General features: G+C 70.9%; 18 protein-coding genes. 12 read left to right on the top strand and 6 right to left on the bottom strand.

Going from position 1 to position 17,662, the window contains the following annotated elements:
* Positions 1 to 6: 6 nt before the first annotated feature.
* Entirely contained in the window at positions 7 to 1,986 is a 1,980-nt protein-coding gene (locus IF83_RS0120650; protein ID WP_030546292.1) for an ATP-binding protein, read from the top strand.
* Positions 1,987 to 2,602: 616 nt separating this feature from the next.
* A complete protein-coding gene (locus IF83_RS0120645; RefSeq protein ID WP_051723061.1) occupies positions 2,603 to 4,300 on the top strand; it encodes a phospholipid carrier-dependent glycosyltransferase in 1,698 nt (565 codons plus the stop codon).
* A gap of 129 nt (positions 4,301 to 4,429) precedes the next feature.
* On the opposite strand, the gene IF83_RS0120640 is transcribed toward IF83_RS0120645, so the two are convergent.
* Positions 4,430 to 4,876 (bottom strand): anthrone oxygenase family protein, encoded by a 447-nt coding sequence (locus tag IF83_RS0120640; RefSeq protein WP_030546288.1) that lies wholly within the window; start codon positions 4,874 to 4,876, stop codon positions 4,430 to 4,432.
* A gap of 91 nt (positions 4,877 to 4,967) precedes the next feature.
* Here IF83_RS0120640 and IF83_RS0120635 point away from each other — a divergent pair, with 91 nt between their 5' ends.
* Positions 4,968 to 5,546, top strand: coding sequence for a TetR/AcrR family transcriptional regulator (locus tag IF83_RS0120635; protein ID WP_030546286.1), 579 nt, complete (start codon positions 4,968 to 4,970; stop codon positions 5,544 to 5,546).
* Between the two features lie 122 nt (positions 5,547 to 5,668).
* On the opposite strand, the gene IF83_RS0120630 is transcribed toward IF83_RS0120635, so the two are convergent.
* Complete coding sequence (locus IF83_RS0120630; RefSeq protein ID WP_037680665.1) at positions 5,669 to 6,175, bottom strand: MarR family transcriptional regulator; 507 nt, start codon at positions 6,173 to 6,175, stop codon at positions 5,669 to 5,671.
* Between the two features lie 91 nt (positions 6,176 to 6,266).
* Here IF83_RS0120630 and IF83_RS0120625 point away from each other — a divergent pair, with 91 nt between their 5' ends.
* The gene (locus IF83_RS0120625; protein WP_030546282.1) at positions 6,267 to 7,121 is read left to right on the top strand and encodes an alpha/beta fold hydrolase; all 855 of its coding nucleotides are present in this window, start codon (positions 6,267 to 6,269) and stop codon (positions 7,119 to 7,121) included.
* A 94-nt stretch (positions 7,122 to 7,215) separates the two neighbouring features.
* Entirely contained in the window at positions 7,216 to 7,821 is a 606-nt protein-coding gene (locus IF83_RS0120620) for a YdcF family protein (RefSeq protein WP_030546280.1), read from the top strand.
* Positions 7,822 to 7,989: 168 nt separating this feature from the next.
* On the opposite strand, the gene IF83_RS0120615 is transcribed toward IF83_RS0120620, so the two are convergent.
* The 3 genes from IF83_RS0120615 to IF83_RS0120605 form a co-directional block, all read right to left on the bottom strand.
* The gene (locus IF83_RS0120615) at positions 7,990 to 8,487 is read right to left on the bottom strand and encodes a GNAT family N-acetyltransferase (RefSeq protein ID WP_030546278.1); all 498 of its coding nucleotides are present in this window, start codon (positions 8,485 to 8,487) and stop codon (positions 7,990 to 7,992) included.
* Between the two features lie 127 nt (positions 8,488 to 8,614).
* Complete coding sequence (locus tag IF83_RS0120610) at positions 8,615 to 9,448, bottom strand: alpha/beta fold hydrolase (protein WP_030546276.1); 834 nt, start codon at positions 9,446 to 9,448, stop codon at positions 8,615 to 8,617.
* Positions 9,449 to 9,580: 132 nt separating this feature from the next.
* Positions 9,581 to 10,057 (bottom strand): ATP-binding protein, encoded by a 477-nt coding sequence (locus IF83_RS0120605; protein WP_051723042.1) that lies wholly within the window; start codon positions 10,055 to 10,057, stop codon positions 9,581 to 9,583.
* A 149-nt stretch (positions 10,058 to 10,206) separates the two neighbouring features.
* Between IF83_RS0120605 and IF83_RS0120600 the strand changes: the two genes are divergently transcribed.
* The 7 genes from IF83_RS0120600 (at position 10,207) to IF83_RS0120580 (ending at position 17,006) form a co-directional block, all read left to right on the top strand.
* Positions 10,207 to 11,094, top strand: coding sequence for a helix-turn-helix domain-containing protein (locus IF83_RS0120600; RefSeq protein WP_078843697.1), 888 nt, complete (start codon positions 10,207 to 10,209; stop codon positions 11,092 to 11,094).
* Entirely contained in the window at positions 11,091 to 11,297 is a 207-nt protein-coding gene (locus IF83_RS32365; protein ID WP_078843680.1) for a DUF397 domain-containing protein, read from the top strand. Before IF83_RS0120600 ends, IF83_RS32365 begins: the two co-directional genes overlap by 4 nt.
* Before the next feature lie 39 nt (positions 11,298 to 11,336).
* Entirely contained in the window at positions 11,337 to 11,543 is a 207-nt protein-coding gene (locus IF83_RS32360; protein ID WP_078843679.1) for a DUF397 domain-containing protein, read from the top strand.
* A gap of 248 nt (positions 11,544 to 11,791) precedes the next feature.
* Positions 11,792 to 12,508, top strand: a complete 717-nt coding sequence (locus IF83_RS0120595) for a PaeR7I family type II restriction endonuclease (protein WP_030546270.1) — start codon at positions 11,792 to 11,794, stop codon at positions 12,506 to 12,508.
* A gap of 89 nt (positions 12,509 to 12,597) precedes the next feature.
* Positions 12,598 to 13,077: a GNAT family N-acetyltransferase gene (locus tag IF83_RS0120590; RefSeq protein WP_107046831.1), complete on the top strand. Its 480-nt coding sequence runs from the start codon at positions 12,598 to 12,600 to the stop codon at positions 13,075 to 13,077.
* A 262-nt stretch (positions 13,078 to 13,339) separates the two neighbouring features.
* Positions 13,340 to 14,410 (top strand): DNA polymerase III subunit beta family protein, encoded by a 1,071-nt coding sequence (locus IF83_RS0120585; RefSeq protein ID WP_078843696.1) that lies wholly within the window; start codon positions 13,340 to 13,342, stop codon positions 14,408 to 14,410.
* Positions 14,411 to 14,714: 304 nt separating this feature from the next.
* On the top strand, positions 14,715 to 17,006 hold the full coding sequence (locus tag IF83_RS0120580) for a HelD family protein (protein ID WP_030546264.1): 2,292 nt from the start codon (positions 14,715 to 14,717) through the stop codon (positions 17,004 to 17,006).
* A gap of 124 nt (positions 17,007 to 17,130) precedes the next feature.
* Here IF83_RS0120580 and IF83_RS0120575 read toward each other — a convergent pair whose 3' ends face one another.
* Positions 17,131 to 17,538, bottom strand: coding sequence for a RidA family protein (locus IF83_RS0120575; RefSeq protein WP_030546263.1), 408 nt, complete (start codon positions 17,536 to 17,538; stop codon positions 17,131 to 17,133).
* Between the last annotated feature and the right edge of the window lie 124 nt (positions 17,539 to 17,662).

Genomic DNA, 17,662 nt, shown 5'->3' with positions numbered 1-17,662 from the left:
ACGTCCATGGTGAAACTACGGCTGACGATCGGCCGGGACCACGTCGCGGAATTCGCCCGGCTGCGCAACCCCGTGGGTGCCGTGGAAGAGCTCATCTGGAACGCTCTGGACGCCGACGCCGAACACGTCACGGTCGAACTGGAGCGCAACGAACTCGGCGGCGTAACCCGGGTGACCGTCGCCGACGACGGCACGGGCATCGCCGCCGAGCACTGCGACGCCCGCTTCCGTCACATCGGCGTGTCATGGAAAAGGCACGCACAGGTCAGCCGGGTCAAGAAGCGCATGCTGCACGGCAAGAACGGCCGCGGCCGGGTCCGCGCCTTCGCCCTGGGCAGCGAGGTGCGGTGGACCAGCGTGAGCGAAGGCCCACAGGGCCGGCAACGTGTGGTCATCGAATCCGGCCGCGCCTCCATGGACGAGTTCGACGTCAGCGACCCCGAGCCGGCGAAGGACCGGACGGGAACGGTCTCCGAGGCATTCGGCGGCGAGGAGCTGCACCAACTGACCGACAGCACCGCGATGTCCACGCTCACCGCCGCGTTCGCCCTGCACCTGGAGGCATACCCGGACATCCACATCGAGTACGACGGCCGACGGCTCGACCCGTCCTCCGAGCAGCTCCATGTCGCGGCCTACGACGTGCCCGCCGGGCCCGGCAGCCCGTACGGACCGGCCCAGCTCAAGCTGATCGAGTGGACACGCCCCGTCTCCCGCGCCCTCATCCTGTGCGACGGCCGCGGCATGTCCGTGGCCCAGCTCAAACCGGAAATCCAGGCCCCCGGTTTCCATTTCACGGCCTACCTCTCCTGGCCCGGGTTCGAGGACGACCGGGCGGGGGACCTCACCTTCGCCGACTGGCTACCGGACGGTGCCACGGCCGACGTGGTGGCCGCCGCGCGCAAACGGATGCGGGCCCACTTCCGCGACCGGGCCGACGAACGCCGGCGCGAGCTCGTCAGCGAGTGGCGCACCGACGGCATCTACCCCTACGAGGGGGAGCCGGCCGACAACCGGGAGCGCGCCGAGCGGGAGACCTTCGACGCCGTGGCGACGACGGTGGTCCGCCACCTCCCCCAGTACAAGCGGACCCGCCGGATGACGCTGGCCTTCCTGCGGTCCGTGCTGACCCATGAGCCGGGTGATGTGCTCAGGATCGTCGAGGACGTCTTCTCCCTGACCCAGCAAGAACAGGAGGAACTCTCCCGTCTCCTTGACCGCACCCCCCTTTCCTCGCTCATCAAAGCGTCCACGAAAGCGTCGGGGCGGCTCGACTTCCTGGCGGCGCTCGAGCATCTCGTCTTCGACCCCGAGGCCAAGGGCCGCGTCAAGGAGCGCACAGAACTCCACCGCATCCTCGAAAACGAGTGCTGGGTGTTCGGCGAGGAGTACGGGCTGCACGTCAGCGACCGCAGCCTGAACGAAGTCCTCCGGCGCCACTGCCACCTGCTCGGCAGGGAAACCCCGTCGGGCGAACCGGTGCTCCGCGCGGACGGCCGGAAGGGCATCGTCGACCTCATGCTGTCCCGCGCGAGCCGGCAGCGGCAGGGGGAGCGCCACCACCTCGTGGTCGAACTCAAGCGGCCGAGCGTGGTCCTCGGCATGGCCGAGCTGGGACAGATCAGCGGCTACGCCCAGGCTGTGATGGGCGACGACCGGTTCCGCGACACCCGCGTCACGTGGGATTTCTGGCTGGTCGGGAACACCGTGGACGACAACCTCCGGCAGATGGCCCATCAGCGCGGCCGCGAACCCGGCTGCGCGGTCGACCAGCCCTCGTACCGGGTCTGGGTCCGGACCTGGGGCGAGGTGATCCAGGACTGCGAGGAGCGGCTGCGCTTCTACCGCGAGCAGTTGGAGTACGAGTCGACGGGCCAGCACGCCATGGACTATCTGATCCGCGAACACACGGAGGCGGTGGCGGAGCCGGCGGACAAGGGGGTCCTGCCGGCGCAGCGGCCTGGGGAGCACGTCGTCTCATCCTGAGGGTGCGCGTCCCTGCGGATCCCCGTCCGTGCGTGTCCGTACGGATCTCCGTTCGTGCGTGTCCGTGAGGGTACGCATCCGTGCGCGACTGGCCGGAGGCCGCCCGGGCAGGCACGGAGGGGCAGCGTCCTCGCGCCCGCGCGTCGTTCGCGGAAGTGGCTGCGGGGGCGGGAGTTGCTTGCGAGGGTGGGGGCATGGTCGCTTCGCATCGCCTTCGCAGCCGCCGCCCCGGGGCCGTGTCCTGCTCCGGGGCCGCGCCCAGCCTCACGGCCGGGACTTGGACCAGGACCGGGACGGGGACGGGGGCACGCAGACGGTCCGGCGGCACGGTGGGAGGGCTCGGCGCGACGAGTGGCCCATGACGCCGGGGCACGGCGCGGTTCTCGACCCGGCGGAGGAAGAGGGGCGGTCCGGGACCGCGGGCGGGCCCGGGTGTGAGCCGGCAGAGGCTGCGGGGGCGACGGGAGCGGCGGGGGCGGCGGGCGGCGGATCTCCTACGGCCGTCCCGGCGCCCGGCGGCGGGGCATCGCCCGCCCGGCGCGAACGCGCTGTTGCATGGCTGCGCCGGCACCGTCGGTGGGTGATCACCCTCCTCGTGGCCGGGCTCCTCGGGCAGATGGCGGTCGCCATGGTCACCACGGCCGTGCGGCAGACCCCGACCATCGACGAACCCGTGTACGTCGGCGCGGCCGAGGTCTATCGGCGCGAGCACAGCCTGCGGTTCAACCCGGAGCATCCGCCGCTGGGCAAGCTCGTCATCGCGGCCGGGACGGCCTTCGCCGACGCCCGCCTCAAACCGGGATTCGACGGCAATCAGACGGAACTCGGGCGGCGTCTCCTCTACGAGTCGGGCAACGATCCCGGGCGGCTGATGCTGCTGGCGCGGCTGCCGGTGATCGCGCTGACCCTGCTGTCCGGCCTCGTCGTCTTCGCCTTCGCCCGCGATCTGGCCGGCGGGGTGGGCGGGTTGGCGGCGCTCGCCCTGTACGCGTTCTCCCCCGACGTCATCGCCCACGGCTCGCTGGCCACGCTCGACGTCCCGGCGGCCGGTTTCCTGCTGACGTCCGTATGGCTGCTGTGGCGGGCGCGCCGACGGCCGCTGCTCTGCCTCCCGCTCGCCGGTGCGGCGCTCGGCGCGGCCGTGGCGACGAAGATGAGCATGCTGGCGGCCGTGCCGGTGCTGCTGCTCCTCGCCGCGCTGTCGGCCGTCGTCCACCACTCCTCAGGGCGGTCGCGCGGTGACCCGGGCGGCGCGAGCGCCCCCGCCGCCTCCGGTGGCCCCCGCCTCTCCCATCTCCCCCGTGCCGCCCGCCTGTTCGGGCCGACCGTCCTCGCGGCGAGTGTCGTGGCCCTGGCCTGCGTCGCCGTCGTATGGGCCTCCTACCTGGCCGTCGATCCGCAGGTGCGGTGGACGACGCCCGGGAGCGTGCCAGACACGCACGGGCTGCGCGGGCGCCTCGTCGGCCTGCTGCCGTTCCCCGAGCCGTTCCGCGACGGGATGCTCCTCCAGTTCGCGTTCGAGAAGGCGGGGTGGGAGGGCTTCCTGTTCGGGCGGCACTACAGCGGTTCGCTCTGGTACTACCTGCCGGCCGCGCTGCTGGTGAAGACGCCCCTCGGCGCGCTCGCGCTGTGGGCGGCCGGGGCGGTGGCACTGGTGGCGGTTCCCCGGCTGCGGCCGGCGGCGCCGTACGTGCTCCTCCCGGCGGCCGTGCTGCTGCTCGCAGCCATGAGCGGGGACCGCGATCTGGGCGTCCGGTACGCCGTCTTCCTGCCGATGCTGCTGGCGGTCGCGGCGGCCGGTGCGGTCAGCGCGGTCCGGTCGGCCGGTGCCGCCAGTGCCGACGCTGCCGCCGACGCCACCCGTGCCCCCGTCCCCCGCCGCACCGGACCGTGGCGGCGGGCCCGTGCCGTGACGGCGGCGCTGCTGCTCCTGTCCGTCGCGGTCAGCTCGCTGCGGACGTTCCCGTACTACCTGCCGTACGCCAACGAGGCGTTCGGCGGGCCGTCGAACACCCACCGCCACCTGCACGACTCGAACGTCGACTGGGGCCAGGACCTCGGACGGCTCGCCGAGCACCTGCGGAAGCGGTACCGGGGCGAGCGGGTCTGGCTCGTCTACAAGGGCAGCGGCGTCCCGTCCCACTACGGCATCAGTGCGTCCGATCCGCGCAAGGTGCCGCCGGACCGGGTGCGTGGCGTGCTCGTCGTCTCGAACTCGTCGATCGCGAAGGCGGAAGGCAGGCTGGCGGCGCTGGTCGCCGGCAGCAGGCCGGTCGAACAGGTCGGCCACTCGATCACGGTCTTCCGCAGGTAGCCGAAGCCGTGGCCGTAGCCGTAGCCGCTCCGAACTCCGCTGGTCGCTTGCCGTTTTGGCGAAGGCTGCCGCCCCCGGGAGTCGGAACGGTGCGCCGCATGCGCGGTACCGGCCCGTCGGCCCGCGAGGTCAGGCCAGGGCGGCGACCAGCAGGGTGAAGGCGGCGATGATGACGGCGACGCGGACGTAGTGGAGGCGGTCCCAGCGGTTCATCTGCTGCTTCCAGTCGGCGGGCCGGTTGTCCGGGGTCCACGTCCTGCCCCGGTTGTTGATCGGGACGAGCAGCAGGATCGACATGATCACGCTGACGATCAGCAGCGCGCCCGCGGTGACGACGAGGCCGGTGCCGTGGTGATGCCATCCGGCGACGGCCCAGACCGCGACGAGGACGAGCGAGGTGATGTACCAGACCGGCATCACGGCGCCGAGCATCCGGCCCCCGTGGGCGCGGCCGAGTTGGCCGCTGTCGCCGGGGAGTGCGTTGAGGATCGGGTTGATGACGAAGGCGACGGAGAACTCCACCCCCACCATCACGCCGACGACCACGGTGGTGAACACCTCGAGTGCGTTGAGCATGATGACCCCTCCCAGAATCTAGCGTTGCTAGCAGACGAGGCAACGCTAGACCTGCCGCCGCTCGCTTGTCTAGCGATGCTAGGATCACGCCATGTCGGTACAGGAACGCAAGCAGCGGGAACGGGCGGAGCGCGAGCGCCTCATCGTGGCCACGGCACGCGAACTCGCCGAGCAGCAGGGCTGGGACGCGGTCACCACCCGTCGGCTCGCCGAGCGCATCGAGTACAGCCAGCCCGTCCTCTACAGCCACTTCCGCGGCAAGCGCGAGATCATCGGCGCCGTCGCCCTGGAGGGTGCCGCCGAGATGGCCGCGGCGGTGCGGGCCGCGACCTCCGCCGCGGACGGCCCCCGCGGCAGGGTCACCGCCCTCGCCCGCGCGTACCTCGGCTTCGCCGAACGCAACCCGGCGGTCTACGACGCCATGTTCCGGCTCGACGGCGGCCTGGCGTTCGCGCACGAGGACACCCCCCAGCCACTGAAGGACGCCTTCGCCGCCCTGCTGGAGAACCTCGGCGAGGTCGCGGGGGACGGCGTCCACCCGGAACTGTTCACCGAGACGTTCTGGGCGGCCCTGCACGGACTGGCCACCCTGACCCGGGCGCGACGGCTCCCGCCGGAGGACACCGAGCGCAGGGTGGAGCTGCTGGTGGACCGGCTCGCCGTGGTCTGACACAGCATCCGGCGGGCACGCGCGAGATGAGCAGGATGCCCTCGCGTTCGACGACCGGGCCGGCGCCGGTCTTCACCTACAGTGCGGTCAAGAGGGTCCCGAGGTCTGTCGTCACCGACAGATCACCGAGGCTCTCGCCCGTTCTGCGGCAGGGGACTTCGGCCGAGCGAGCTCGAAGGGTCTCGCTGTGCGGCGAGGACGTCGCGCACATCCAGGAGAAAACGCTGGATCGCCGCCAGCTCCGTGTCGGAGAAGGTCCGCGTCGCGGCGACGATCTCCGTGATCAGCGGCCCGAAGAACGACTGTCCCAGAGCGACTGCCCGTTCATCGACCTCGAGCAGCACACGGCGTCGGTCACGGCTGTCTCGTACGCGCCGCACGTGGCCGAGCCTCTCGAGCCGGTCGACGAGGGCCGTCGTGCCCGCGGAGTTCAGGCCGAGCTGCCGCCCGAGCCAGCCGGGCGTCGCGGGCGTGTGCGCCCGAGCGGCGTCCAACAGGCAGATCAGGGCACGGAGGTCGGTCGGGTGCAGGCCGTTGCGTTGCGCGAACTCGGCTCCGCGCAGGTCGAGTTCGACGGTGATGGCACGCAGTCGATGCACAACCCGCAGTCCGGGCTCTCCTTCGTCCATGCCGTTCCGCCCTTCCGTGACCGATCCGGGGTGCATAGTATCTCGCTCGACGAGATACTTGCTCAGCGACTTATCTCTCCGGGGGCGTCCCATGGCAGAAGACCTGACTCGCTTTTGGGCGGCGTACGACGCCGTCCTGGACCACTGGCCCGTGCCCGTCGACCGGATGGACCTGACGTCGGTGTACGGCACCACCCGGGTCATCGCGTGCGGCCCCGTGGACGGGGAGCCGTTGGTACTGCTGCACGGTGGCGGCACCACCTCGGCGGTGTGGTTCGCCAACGTGGCCGACCTGAGCCGAACCCGGCGCGTCTACGCCGTCGACCGGATCGGCGAACCAGGCCGCAGCAGCCTGCGCGGGGGCCGCCCCGTCCGGACCGTCGACGACCTTCTCGACTGGCTGGACGGCGTACTCGACGGCTTGGTGGGCCAAGGACGCGCCGACCTGTGCGGGCACTCCTACGGCGGCTGGATCGCCCTCACCTACGCGCTGCGCACGCCGCGACGGGTCCGCAAGCTCGCTCTCCTCGATCCCACCCAGTGCTTCGCCGGATACAAGGCCGGGTACCTGCTGCGCGCCCTTCCCTTGCTCCTCCGGCCCACCAGCCGACGGGCCCGCGCGTTCCTCGCCTGGGAAACCCGCGGTGCGGAAGTCGACCCCGCCTGGCTGGACCTCTACGGGCTCGCCGCCGAATTCCCGCGCACGAAGGTCGTCGTGGGCAAGCGCCCGACGCCCCCGCAGCTGCGGAGTTCGACGATCCCGACGCTGGTCCTGCTGGCCGGGGACAGCAAGGCGCACGACATCCGGCGCGTCGAGGCGGCGGCGCGGCTGCACCTGCCACACGTCGAGACCGCGGTACTCCCCGGCCTGTCGCACCACGGCATCCCGTTCACCCGGGCCGCCGCGATCAACAGCATGCTCCTCGATTTTCTCAGCAAGCCCTGAACCGGGGTGGGAGGCTCCACATCATTCCCGGACTCGGCACCCACCGGAGGCCGGAAGCAGACATCGGACTCACTCACTCATCTGGAGTCACCGCATGCGGCGAAGGACAGTACTGGCGATGGCCGGGGGCGCGACCCTGGCCCTGAGCGAATGGCTCAACTGGCGCTGGTCCCGAGCCCTCGTGGGAAGCGGCGAGGGCGATTCCGAGGCCGTGGTGGTGCTCGGCTACCGAAACCCCCGGGCGACGGCGAACCTCGTCAACCGCTGGCGGGTCCGCGCCGGAATCCGCTCCATAGCCGCCGACCGCGCGCGGGAAACTCGCCTGATCTTCAGCGGCGGTGCGACCGGCGGTGGCACTGGCGCCACCGAGGCCCGGCTAATGGCCGACTACGCGAAGTCGGTGCTCCGGTTCGACGGCACGGTGATCCTCGAAGACAAGAGCACAACGACGTGGGAGAACGTCACGAACGTGATCCCACTCCTCGAGGATGCCGACCGCATCAAGATCGTCTCCCAGCCGGCTCACGCGCTCAAGGCCCGCGCATACCTCCGGCGTCAGCGCCCCGATCTCGCCGAAAGACTCGTGCGCGCGGACGACTACCGCCCCGGCGAGTGGATGGCCGCCAAACCGCTGCTGGCCCTGTACGGGTTGTGGAAGCTCCGCGCCCTGACGGCGGGCGAACGAAAAGTCTCGCCGTAGACGGCCACCATCGCGTGGGCCCGACGAGCGGCGGTTCCTGACCCAACACCGGCAGACGGCTTCGCGCCGCCGGAACACCGGCAGACGGCCCCGTGATCACCGCCCCCAATTCGCGCCTGCCGTCCAGGCTGCACAGCCACCACCGGGACGTCCCCAACAACTGCCCTGTCAGCACAGCGCCTTGGCCATCACCCGCTCCCGCGTCACACCGTCGGGCAACACGTCTCCGCACTCCCCCGTGGCGACGAAGCCGTGGCGCCGGTAGAGCGCGATGGCCGCGTCATTGCCGGGCAACACGGCCAGCTTGAATTCCGTGGCCCCTGCCTGCCGGGCCTGCCGTTCGACCGCCGCCACAAGCCGGTCCGCGACGCCCCGGCCGCGCGCCTCGGGGCCGACCCACACGGACCGCAGCTCCCAGGTGCGCCCGCCGTCGCCCTCGCCCGGGAGACCACTGGCCACTCCGACGGCCCGGCCGTCCAGCAGCGCGACGACGTTGTACGCACCCGGTGTCCCGAGCCGCGCGCGCCAGCGCTCCTCACCCCCGCGATGCCAGTCCGCCAGCCTGGCCTTGAACGCGTGCGGCGCCTCGGTCAGCGCGGCGAGACGGACCTCCCGCCACAGCGGCCAGTCACTGTCCGGGTCGTCGAGAACACGCAGGCGCAGCATGCCGACAGTGTGCCCGCCGAGCGGCCTCACCGGGCCGCCGGAGGACGGGACGAGACCCGGTGCCGGAAGCCAGGGATCGCGGGAACGGGACAGGGATCGGCGACCGGGGGGATCGGGAGATGGGCAATCAGCCGAGCAGCGCCAGAAGCCGCTGGGCGAACTCCTTCGGATGCTCGGTGATGCCGAGGTGCCCGCCCGGGAACTCCGCGACGTCCGTGCCGAGCAGCCGCGCCAGCCGCGTGGCCGGCCCGGACAGCGGTACCTGCTCGCGCGAGTCGCGGCCGACCGCCAGAACCAGCCGGTCCGCGGCGCGGCGCAGTGCCGCGATGTCCGGCGGGGTCGTCGCGAAGGGGTACAGCATGTGCTCCAGGAAGACCGGGAGGTTGGCGTGCATACGGGGCGCCATCTCGCGGATCTCGGGCGCCAGTTCGGTCGCCGCTTCCGCTTCCTCCCGCTGCCCGCCCAGCCCTTCGGCGAAGCGCGTCATCGCCGCACCGGCCCCCTCCGTCCGGAACACCTCGCGCACCTCGGCGAAGAGCGCCCGGTGCGGCGCGGGATCGTCCAGCACCTCCAGCAGCGGCGGTTCGTGCGCGACGACCCGGCGCAGCCGCTCCGGGTACCGGGCCAGCAGGTCGAGCGCGACGATGGCGCCCGAACTGCTGCCGAAGACGTACGCCGGTTCGCCGGGAGAGTGCAGTTCGAGGAGCGCGTGCGCGTCGTCGGCCCAGTCCTTCACCCGCTGGTCGGTGAGCGGTCCGTCGAGCGTGCTGCGGGAGAGGCCGCGCGGGTCGTACGCGACGACGGTGTAGCCGGCGGCCGCCAGGCCCCCAGCCGTTCCCGCGTACAGACCGGCGTCGGCGGCCCCGCCGGGGATCAGCAGCAGCACCGGCCCGCTGCCGCGCTCCTCGTAGTGGAGGGTGGCACCGGAGACTTGGAGACTGCCGGTGATGTGGGTGTTCATGGTGAGCGCTCCCGTCGTGACGTGTCGGGTCGGCCGGTTCTCTCCCCGCGGCCGCCTCCGTGGAGCGGGCGGCCGTGATCCCCGCCGGCACCGTGTGGCACCTCCCCGGATGCCGGTGCTCCGGGCGGAACCCTAGGAACACCGGGAAGCGCCCGTACACCGAATTTCGCCGAAGTCCGCGACGCCGAGGTCGAGTTCGGCCCAGACGGTCTTCTGGGGCGGTGGCCCCGTGGTGACCCCCCAGCGGTCCGCCAGGGCTTCGACGAGGAGCAGACCGCGGCCGGACTCGGCGTCCGGTGAGGCCCGTTCCGGGGTGACGGGCGGAAGATGGTCGCCCCGGGTGTCGGTCACCTCGATACGGAGCGTGTCGGCGCCCCGGAGGGTGAGCGTCAAGCGGAAGTCGCGCCCCGGTGCGCGGCCGTGGAGCGCGGCGTTGGCGGCCAGCTCGGCCACGATGTGCTCGGCCGACTCGTACGGCAGCTCCCACGAGCACAGTTGCGCCACGGCGAGGCGCCGGGCGAGCCGTGCGCCGCGCCGGGTGGAGGAGAGGCGGACGCTGAACTCCCGGGCGGGAGCGGAATTTCCGGTTCGGGTGATTTCTTGCTTCACGTCACTCAGCGTGGCCGTTCCGGGTCTACGGTGGCCAGTAACGGCGGCGGCACGCAGCGTATTTGTCGGCCGGGTACGGGATTGGTACCGCCCGTCGGTCGTGTCGTCCCGCGCACGCCGCCGTTCCACACATGACGAAGGGGGTCTTCATGAGCGTGGACGGAAACGGTACGGGCGAGCGCCGCACGGAGTACACGACGGACGGTGCGGACAACGCCTGTTGGGCTTCCGCCGTGGACGACGACGGGGCGGTGCTGAGGACGGTCGGCCGCCAGATCAAGCTGTGGCGCGAGGCGGCGGGCCTCAAACAGTCGGAACTGGGCAAGGCCATCGGGTTCAGCGAGGATCTGGTGTCGTCAGTGGAACGCGCCCGCCGCGTACCGCAGCCGGACTTCCTGAAGAACGCCGACCAGGCGCTCCAGGCCGGCGGCAAGATCGCGGCGATGGCCAAGGACGTGGCTGAGGCGCGCTATCCGAAGAAGGTCCGGGATCTGGCCAGGCTTGAGGCCGAGGCGGTCGAGATCGGCGCGTACATCAGTACCGTCATCGACGGGCTCCTGCAGACGGAGGAGTACACACGGGCGCTGTTCAGCCAGCGACGACCACCCTATGGAGAGGACGAGCTCGCACGGCTCGTCGCCGCACGTATGGCCAGGCAAGCGCTTCTAGAGCAGCCGTCCCCTCCCATGCTCACGTTTGTCCAAGAAGAGGCCACACTCCGCAGGCCGATCGGGGGCAGAATGGCCTTGCGGCGCCAACTCGAACATCTATTGGAAGTTGGACAGTTGAGCCATGTGGCGATCCAGGTGATGCCCACAGTGGTCGAGGAACACTCTGGTCTCGGTGGCTCACTGCGAGTCCTGAAACTCAAGGACGGCACGTCAGTTGCGCAGAACGAAGTCCAGCTCACCAGCCGACTGATCGCCGATCCTAAGGAAGTGCAGATTCTGGAGATGCGCTATGGGACCATCCGGGCGCAGGCGCTCACGCCGCGTGAGTCGTTGGCCTTCATCGAAAAAGTGCTGGGAGAGACATGACCATCAAGCCCTCCGTAGAAAACGGCCCCGATCCGCAGTGGTGCAAGAGTAGCCACAGCACTGACGACGGGCCGGCCTGCGTAGAAGTAGCAGCCATACCCGGCACGGTCCTTGTCCGCGATTCCAAGAACCCCCAGGGTCCACGGCTCAGCTTCGAACCCGGTGCATGGACGAGCTTCCTCTCGTACACCACCGAGCGCTGACCCCGACCCCGACCCCGCCGAAGAGCAACTGGAGAGGCCATGGCCCCCAGCCCTTCAAGCGAAGACAACTCCGCCCCGCGCTGGTTCAAGAGCACCCACAGCACCAACGACGGCCCCGATTGTGTGGAGGTCGCCGCCATACCCGGGGCCGTCCTCGTCCACGACTCCAAGGACCCGCAAGGTCCGTGTCTCGTCTCGTCCCCGACCTCTTGGGGCGACTTCGTCTGTTTCGCCAGTCGTCGCTGACGGCCATCGGGGAACTGCCCCCTCCAGTGGCGGCGGCCTCGGCGTAACGTCCGGGTCGCCGCCCAATGGAGCAGGGGCCTCAAGTGACGACTCCGCGCAAGCAAGCCTTCGGCCCGGCACAAGCCGAGGACTCCACCGCCTGGCTCGCGGACCCTCCGGCCGCCGGGACGCGCCGCAGCCACCGAAATCGGGGCGCGCGTAAGGACTTGCTGAACTGCCCGAATAGGAGAAGGAGAAGACGCCGGCCGATGACGGTCACGGTCACCCGCCAGGAGTTCGAGGAGGCTGCCGCCTCCCACTGGTACGCGAAGCGGTTACAGAAGGAGCAACCCGCAGATCAGGGCGCCGCGGAATCCGTCCATTGCCGCAAGCACCTCGACAGCATCACCGGCTTGCTGTCCCGGTTCTTCCTCAACGTCGGTTACCCACCGGAGAGCATCCGTGTTACGCCATCCCAGGGGCTTGAACTACCGGGCTACTACACGCCGCAGAAACAATGGGACCTCGTGATCGTCCATGAGGGCGTCCTCGTAGCCGCCTTCGAACTCAAGGCGGTGGACGGCCCCACGGACGGCGACAACTACAACACCAGGGCCAGGGAGGCCCTCGGCAGCGCCGTCGATCTGCACCGTGCCGCTCTTGCGGAGCTGTTCCCGAGGGAGAAGCCCTGGCTCGGCTACTTCTTCATCATGCAGGACGGCGAGAAGTGCAGCGCTCCCGTCAGGATCGCCCAGGGCGCGCTGCCGGTGGACGATGTCTGGCACGGCACCTCTTACCAGGACCGCTTCGGGATCTTCTGCCGCCGACTCCTCGACGAAAGCCTCTACGATGCCGTCTGCTACGTGACGTCATCGGCCGGTACCCCCAGGCCTGTGGAGCCGGTCGAAAGCCTCGACTGGCGCCACTTCGCCGCGGCCATTAACGGGCGTCTGGCCTACCTGAAGAGCCTGGGGATCCCCGGCTAAGTGCCGTGCCACGAGAAGGTGCACCGGGTCGGTGCCGGTCTGTCGGTGACAGGGTTCGCCATATGGTTGGAAACGCTTACACGCTACGGATGGCAACGGCTGACGATGTGGGCTTCCTCACGGACATGCTCGTGACCGCCGTTAACTGGGACCCTGATCGCGAAGGGGTCGGCCGCGATCGCGTCCTCGGGGATCATCACACGGCGCACTACGTCGAGGGCTGGCCTCGACCGGGTGATCTCGGAGTGGTAGCGGTCGGGGCCAGTGGCCAGCCGATCGGCGCGGCGTGGCTGCGGCTGTTCAGCTCCGGTGATCCCGGTTTTGGATTTGTCGCGGAGGACGTTCCGGAACTCTCCGTGGGTGTTCTCCCGCCGTGGCGCGGCCGGGGAGTGGGGCGTGCGCTGTTGTCCGGGATCGCCCGGGCAGCGGTGAAACACGGCTTCGACCGCATCTGTCTGAGCGTTGAGCGGGCCAACCGCGCACGTCGCCTCTACGCCGCCGCGGGCTTCACGACCGTCGGCTCGGGGCCGGACTCCGACACCATGGTGATGGTCCTCTCCGAACGGTGACGTCGATCGCCATCAAGGCCGCGCGCTGGCCGGGCGCCCCGTTGGTTGTTCTTCCTGTCAGTGGACGACATCTGGCACGGCACCTCTTACCAGGACCGTTTCGGAATCTTCTGCCGCTGGCCCGGCCCAGCAGCCCAGGGCCGCACCTGGGACTGTCCCGTCACCCCGCAGCGCCCGTCCTCCGCCGCCGCGCGATCCGCTCAGGAGGCGGGTTGACCCTTGACCTTGTGCAGGGCCCAGAGTGCCGGGTGTGGAGAACGACATGCGCAGCATTGGCGAGATGGCCCGCGACAGCGGCCTGGGCGTGAGCGCCCTGCGGTTCTACGACCGTGCCGGTGTGCTGGTCCCGGCCTGGGTGGATCCGGTGAGCGGCTACCGCTGGTATGAGCCCGGGCAGCTCGAAGAGGCCCGGCTGCTGGCCCGCTTACGCCGGGCCGGGATGCCGCTGGCGGACATCCGGCTGGTGCTGGCCAGTTGGTCCGGCGCGGACACCGTCCTGGTCCGGAAGCTGTTGACGACGCACCTGCGCCGCCTCGAACAAGGGCTGTCCGAGGCACGAAGCGAGTTCTCCGCGCTCCGAGCACTACTCGATCACAGGGAGAACCTCATGACTTCGCACCGCATGGCCACGGTCCGGCTGTCCGTCGCCGCGCCCGAGTTGGCGGCCGCCCTGGATTCGGTCCGTTTCGCGGCGAGCACCGACCCGGAACTGCCGATGCTCGGCGGGGTCCTGTTCGACATCGAGGGCGAGAGCCTCCACGTCGTGGCCACCGACCGATTCCGTATGGCTGTCGCACAGGCCCGTATCACCGAGCACGCCGCGAGCCGAGTGCAGGTCATCGTGCCCACCCCGCTCGCTGACGCGATGCGGGCGCTGTTGGACGGTTCGGGACCCGTGCGGCTCTGCGTCGACGGTGACCGGGTGGCGCTGGAGACCGGGGGCGGGCAGGCAGCCGGTCTGTGCCTCGGCCACGACTTCCCCGACTACCGTCGTCTCCTCCCTCGGGCCGCAGAGCGGCGCCGCGCCGTCGTCGAGGTGGAGGACTTCCGGAAAACCCTGGAGACCGGTCCGGTCCGTTCCGAGGAAGCCGGAGCGCACGATCTCAGCGTGCTCAGAGTGGAGGAGGACGGCACGGTGACTCTCTGCCCCGATGGCGCCGGAGACCCGGACCGCGTCGCCGCCAACCGTGAGTTTCTGCTGGAGGCGCTGACCGCCGGAGCCCGCGACCGGCTGGTTCTGGAGCTCGGTTCCCCCACCGCGCCGGTCGCGATCCGCCGGCCGGACGACGAGAACTCCTTCTCGATCCTCATGCCGGTCCGTCTGGAGGACTGACAGCACGTTCCCCGACCAACCTGCCCGGGCCGTCATCCTGTGCGTCGGACTGATCGAAGGGAAACCTCCCCGGTGCCCAGCCCTCGTACCCGGGCTTGATCCCGGGCCCCGGCCACCACCCCTGCCCGGGCGCAAAGAAATACCCCGGACGTGATTGACGTCCGGGGTATTTCTTTGCGTATATTAGAGGTTTCCGTGTCCAGAATCGCAAGACGCATGACGGCACGGAGAAGCTTTATACAGCCATCGTATCGGGGCGGGAGTCGCATTGTCAAACGCGGAATTGATTCGCGAGCAGGAATTCATGAATGTGCTGTACGCGCGGCTCGAGGAGCTGCGGGAACAGGCCGAGGACGCGCTGCGTTCGGCCATGGCTCCCGCCGGGGAGGCGGGCGGTGGCACGTTCCAGGCGCGGCTGGAGCGGGATGTTCTGGTGGCCGAACAGTCCGGGCTGCTGGCCGCGTTCAACGCCGGTGAGCGCGGGCTGTGCTTCGGGCGGCTGGTGTTCCGGGACGGCCGGGACCACCACATCGGCCGGATCGGCATCCGCCGCGACGACGCCGAGCGCACCCCGCTCGTCATCGACTGGCGGGCCGACGTGGCGCGGCCGTTCTATCTCGCCACCGGGCACACCCCGATGGGGCTGCGCCGCCGGCGGCACATCACCACCGAAGGGCAGAAGGTCACCGCCCTGCACGACGAGATCCTCGATCTCGGCGACAGCGAGCGCACCGGCTACGAGGGCAGCGACGCCGACGCCGTGCTCCTCGCCTCCCTCGACGCCGCCCGCACCGGCCGGATGCACGACATCGTGCAGACCATCCAGGCCGAGCAGGACCGGATCATCCGCGCCCCGCACCAGGGGGTGCTGGTGGTGGAGGGCGGGCCCGGCACCGGCAAGACCGTCGTCGCGCTGCACCGCGCCGCGTATCTGCTGTATGCCCAGCGGGAGTTGCTGGCCCGCCGCGCCGTGCTGATCGTCGGGCCGAACCCGGCCTTCCTCGGCTACATCGGCGAGGTGCTGCCCTCGCTCGGCGAGACGGGCGTGCTGATGGCCACGCCCGGCGAGCTGTTCCCCGGCGTCACCGCCACCGCGACGGACACCCCGGAGGCCGCCGAGGTCAAGGGCCGGGCCGAGATGGCGGACGCCCTCGCCCGGTATCTACGGGACCGGCAGACGCTGCCCGAGCCCGGGACCGTCATCGGCACCGAGGACGGCGATCTGCTGCTGGACGCCGACATCATCACCCTCGCCCGTCACCAGGCCCGCGAGACGAAGCTGCCGCACAACCTCGCCCGGCCGCACTTCGCCTTCCGCGTCATCGACGAGCTGACGGCCCAGCTTGCCGACCGCATCGGCGCCGACCCCTTCGGCGGCCCGAACTTCCTCGGCCCGGACGACATCGCCCAGCTCGGCGTCTCCGTCGCCGCAAGCGGTGAAGTCCAGGCGGCCATCGACGAGTTGTGGCCGCTGCTGACGCCGCAGGAGCTGGTCGCCGGGTTCCTCGCCGACCCCGTGCACCTGCCGGAGGCCGACGCCGAGGCGATCCGGCGCACCGGCGGCGAGTGGACCACGGCCGACGTCCCGCTGCTGGACGAGGCCGCCGAACTGCTCGGCGAGGACGACTCGGCGGCCCGCGCCCGCGCCGAGGCCGAGCGGCAGGAGCGCGTCGCCTACGCGCAGGGCGTGCTCGACCTGTCGTACGGCTCCCGGACCCAGGAGTTCGAGGACCGCGACGACGAGGAGTCGGAGGTGCTGGCCGCGCACGACCTGATCAACGCCGAACGGCTGGCCGACCGTGCCGAGGAGGCGGATCACCGCAGCGCGGCGGAACGGGCGGCGGCGGACCGCACCTGGGCGTTCGGGCACATCATCGTGGACGAGGCGCAGGAGCTGTCCCCGATGGCGTGGCGGCTGCTGATGCGGCGCTGCCCGACCCGCTCCATGACGCTGGTCGGCGACCCGGCCCAGACCGCCGAGCCCGGTAGCTGCGGCTCGTGGGAGGAGATCCTCCAGCCGTATGTGGGCGAGCGATGGGAGCACGTCCGGCTGGGCGTCAACTACCGCACGCCCAGCCAGATCATGGACGTCGCCGCCGGGGTGCTGCGCGCCGGCGACCCGTCGTTCCGGCCGCCGCGTTCGATCCGTACGACGGACAGCGCGCCGTGGGCGCACCGGGTGCCGGAGGAGAAGGAGCTGGCGGACGCCGTCGCCGCGGCGGTGGCCCGGGAGGCGGCGGAGCTCGGTGACGAGGCGGGGCAGGGGCGGCTCGCGGTGATCGCGCCCGGGGAACTGGTGGAGCCGCTGGCCGCCGCGCTGCCGGAGGCGTCCGCCGGGCCCCGGCCGGATCTGACCCGGCCGGTGGTGGTGCTCGGTCCGCGGCAGGCGAAGGGGCTGGAGTTCGACGCGGTGATCGTGGTGGAGCCCGCGGAGTTCGGGGTGAGTGATCTGTATGTGGCGCTGACCCGGGCCACGCAGCGGCTGGGTGTCGTCCACGCGGCGGAGCTCCCGGCCGGGTTGGGGGCGGGGCTCGTTCCCGGACCGGGGGGACCGGGGGAACCGGGGGACGGGGTGAGGGCTCGGGCTGAGGACTGAGCCGGAGAGCTGGGGCGGGGGCGGGTCGGGGCCGGGGCACCCGACTGGCCCCGGGTCCCAACAGTTCGCCTCCACCCATGCGTTGGTGCACCGCGCGCCGCCGGTGCGGATTACCGGCTTCCGCTCAGTCGAGGACCGCGGTGGCCTCGATCTCCACCAGGTGTTCGGGCACGGACAGTGCCGCCACGCCCAGCAGCGTGGCCGGCGGGGTCGGCGTGACCCCCAGCTTCGCGGCCGCCCGGGAGATGCCCTCCAGGAGGGCGGGCATCTTGTCGGGCGTCCAGTCCACGACGTGGACCGTCAGTTTCGCCACATCGTCGAAGGACGCGCCGGCCCCGGCCAGGGCCGTGCCGACGTTCAGGTAGCACTGCTCGACCTGGGCGGCGAGGTCCCCTTCGCCGACCGTGACCCCCTCGGCGTCCCAGGAGACCTGCCCGGCGAGGAAGACCAGCTTCGACCCCGTCGCGACCGACACCTGCCGGTACACGTCGATCTCCGGCAGTCCGCTGGGGTTGAGCAGGGTGATGGCCATGCCGTCCGTCTCCTTGTGTCATGGGGCACCCCGCGGATCCGCTTACCCGGAACCAGGCGCGGAGGTGCTCTCTCGTGGTTACTGGGAAACCGTAGGAGAGTGGCCGCCGACAGGGAAGAACGCA

Source organism: Streptomyces albus subsp. albus (assembly GCF_000719865.1).
Taxonomy (GTDB): domain Bacteria; phylum Actinomycetota; class Actinomycetes; order Streptomycetales; family Streptomycetaceae; genus Streptomyces; species Streptomyces albus_E.
This window is presented reverse-complemented; position numbering and strand designations above follow the sequence as displayed.

Coding starts and splice junctions, on each gene's coding strand:
- IF83_RS0120580 (WP_030546264.1), top strand. CDS start 14,715: ATGAATGTGCTGTACGCGCGGCTCGAGGAGCTGCGGGAACAGGCCGAG.
- IF83_RS0120645 (WP_051723061.1), top strand. CDS start 2,603: ATGGCGGTCGCCATGGTCACCACGGCCGTGCGGCAGACCCCGACCATC.
- IF83_RS0120620 (WP_030546280.1), top strand. CDS start 7,216: ATGCGGCGAAGGACAGTACTGGCGATGGCCGGGGGCGCGACCCTGGCC.
- IF83_RS0120630 (WP_037680665.1), bottom strand. CDS start 6,175: ATGGACGAAGGAGAGCCCGGACTGCGGGTTGTGCATCGACTGCGTGCC.
- IF83_RS32365 (WP_078843680.1), top strand. CDS start 11,091: ATGACCATCAAGCCCTCCGTAGAAAACGGCCCCGATCCGCAGTGGTGC.
- IF83_RS0120625 (WP_030546282.1), top strand. CDS start 6,267: ATGGCAGAAGACCTGACTCGCTTTTGGGCGGCGTACGACGCCGTCCTG.
- IF83_RS0120610 (WP_030546276.1), bottom strand. CDS start 9,448: ATGAACACCCACATCACCGGCAGTCTCCAAGTCTCCGGTGCCACCCTC.
- IF83_RS0120575 (WP_030546263.1), bottom strand. CDS start 17,538: ATGGCCATCACCCTGCTCAACCCCAGCGGACTGCCGGAGATCGACGTG.
- IF83_RS0120590 (WP_107046831.1), top strand. CDS start 12,598: ATGGCAACGGCTGACGATGTGGGCTTCCTCACGGACATGCTCGTGACC.
- IF83_RS0120635 (WP_030546286.1), top strand. CDS start 4,968: ATGTCGGTACAGGAACGCAAGCAGCGGGAACGGGCGGAGCGCGAGCGC.
- IF83_RS0120585 (WP_078843696.1), top strand. CDS start 13,340: ATGCGCAGCATTGGCGAGATGGCCCGCGACAGCGGCCTGGGCGTGAGC.
- IF83_RS0120640 (WP_030546288.1), bottom strand. CDS start 4,876: ATGCTCAACGCACTCGAGGTGTTCACCACCGTGGTCGTCGGCGTGATG.
- IF83_RS0120615 (WP_030546278.1), bottom strand. CDS start 8,487: ATGCTGCGCCTGCGTGTTCTCGACGACCCGGACAGTGACTGGCCGCTG.
- IF83_RS0120595 (WP_030546270.1), top strand. CDS start 11,792: ATGACGGTCACGGTCACCCGCCAGGAGTTCGAGGAGGCTGCCGCCTCC.
- IF83_RS0120600 (WP_078843697.1), top strand. CDS start 10,207: ATGAGCGTGGACGGAAACGGTACGGGCGAGCGCCGCACGGAGTACACG.
- IF83_RS0120650 (WP_030546292.1), top strand. CDS start 7: ATGGTGAAACTACGGCTGACGATCGGCCGGGACCACGTCGCGGAATTC.
- IF83_RS32360 (WP_078843679.1), top strand. CDS start 11,337: ATGGCCCCCAGCCCTTCAAGCGAAGACAACTCCGCCCCGCGCTGGTTC.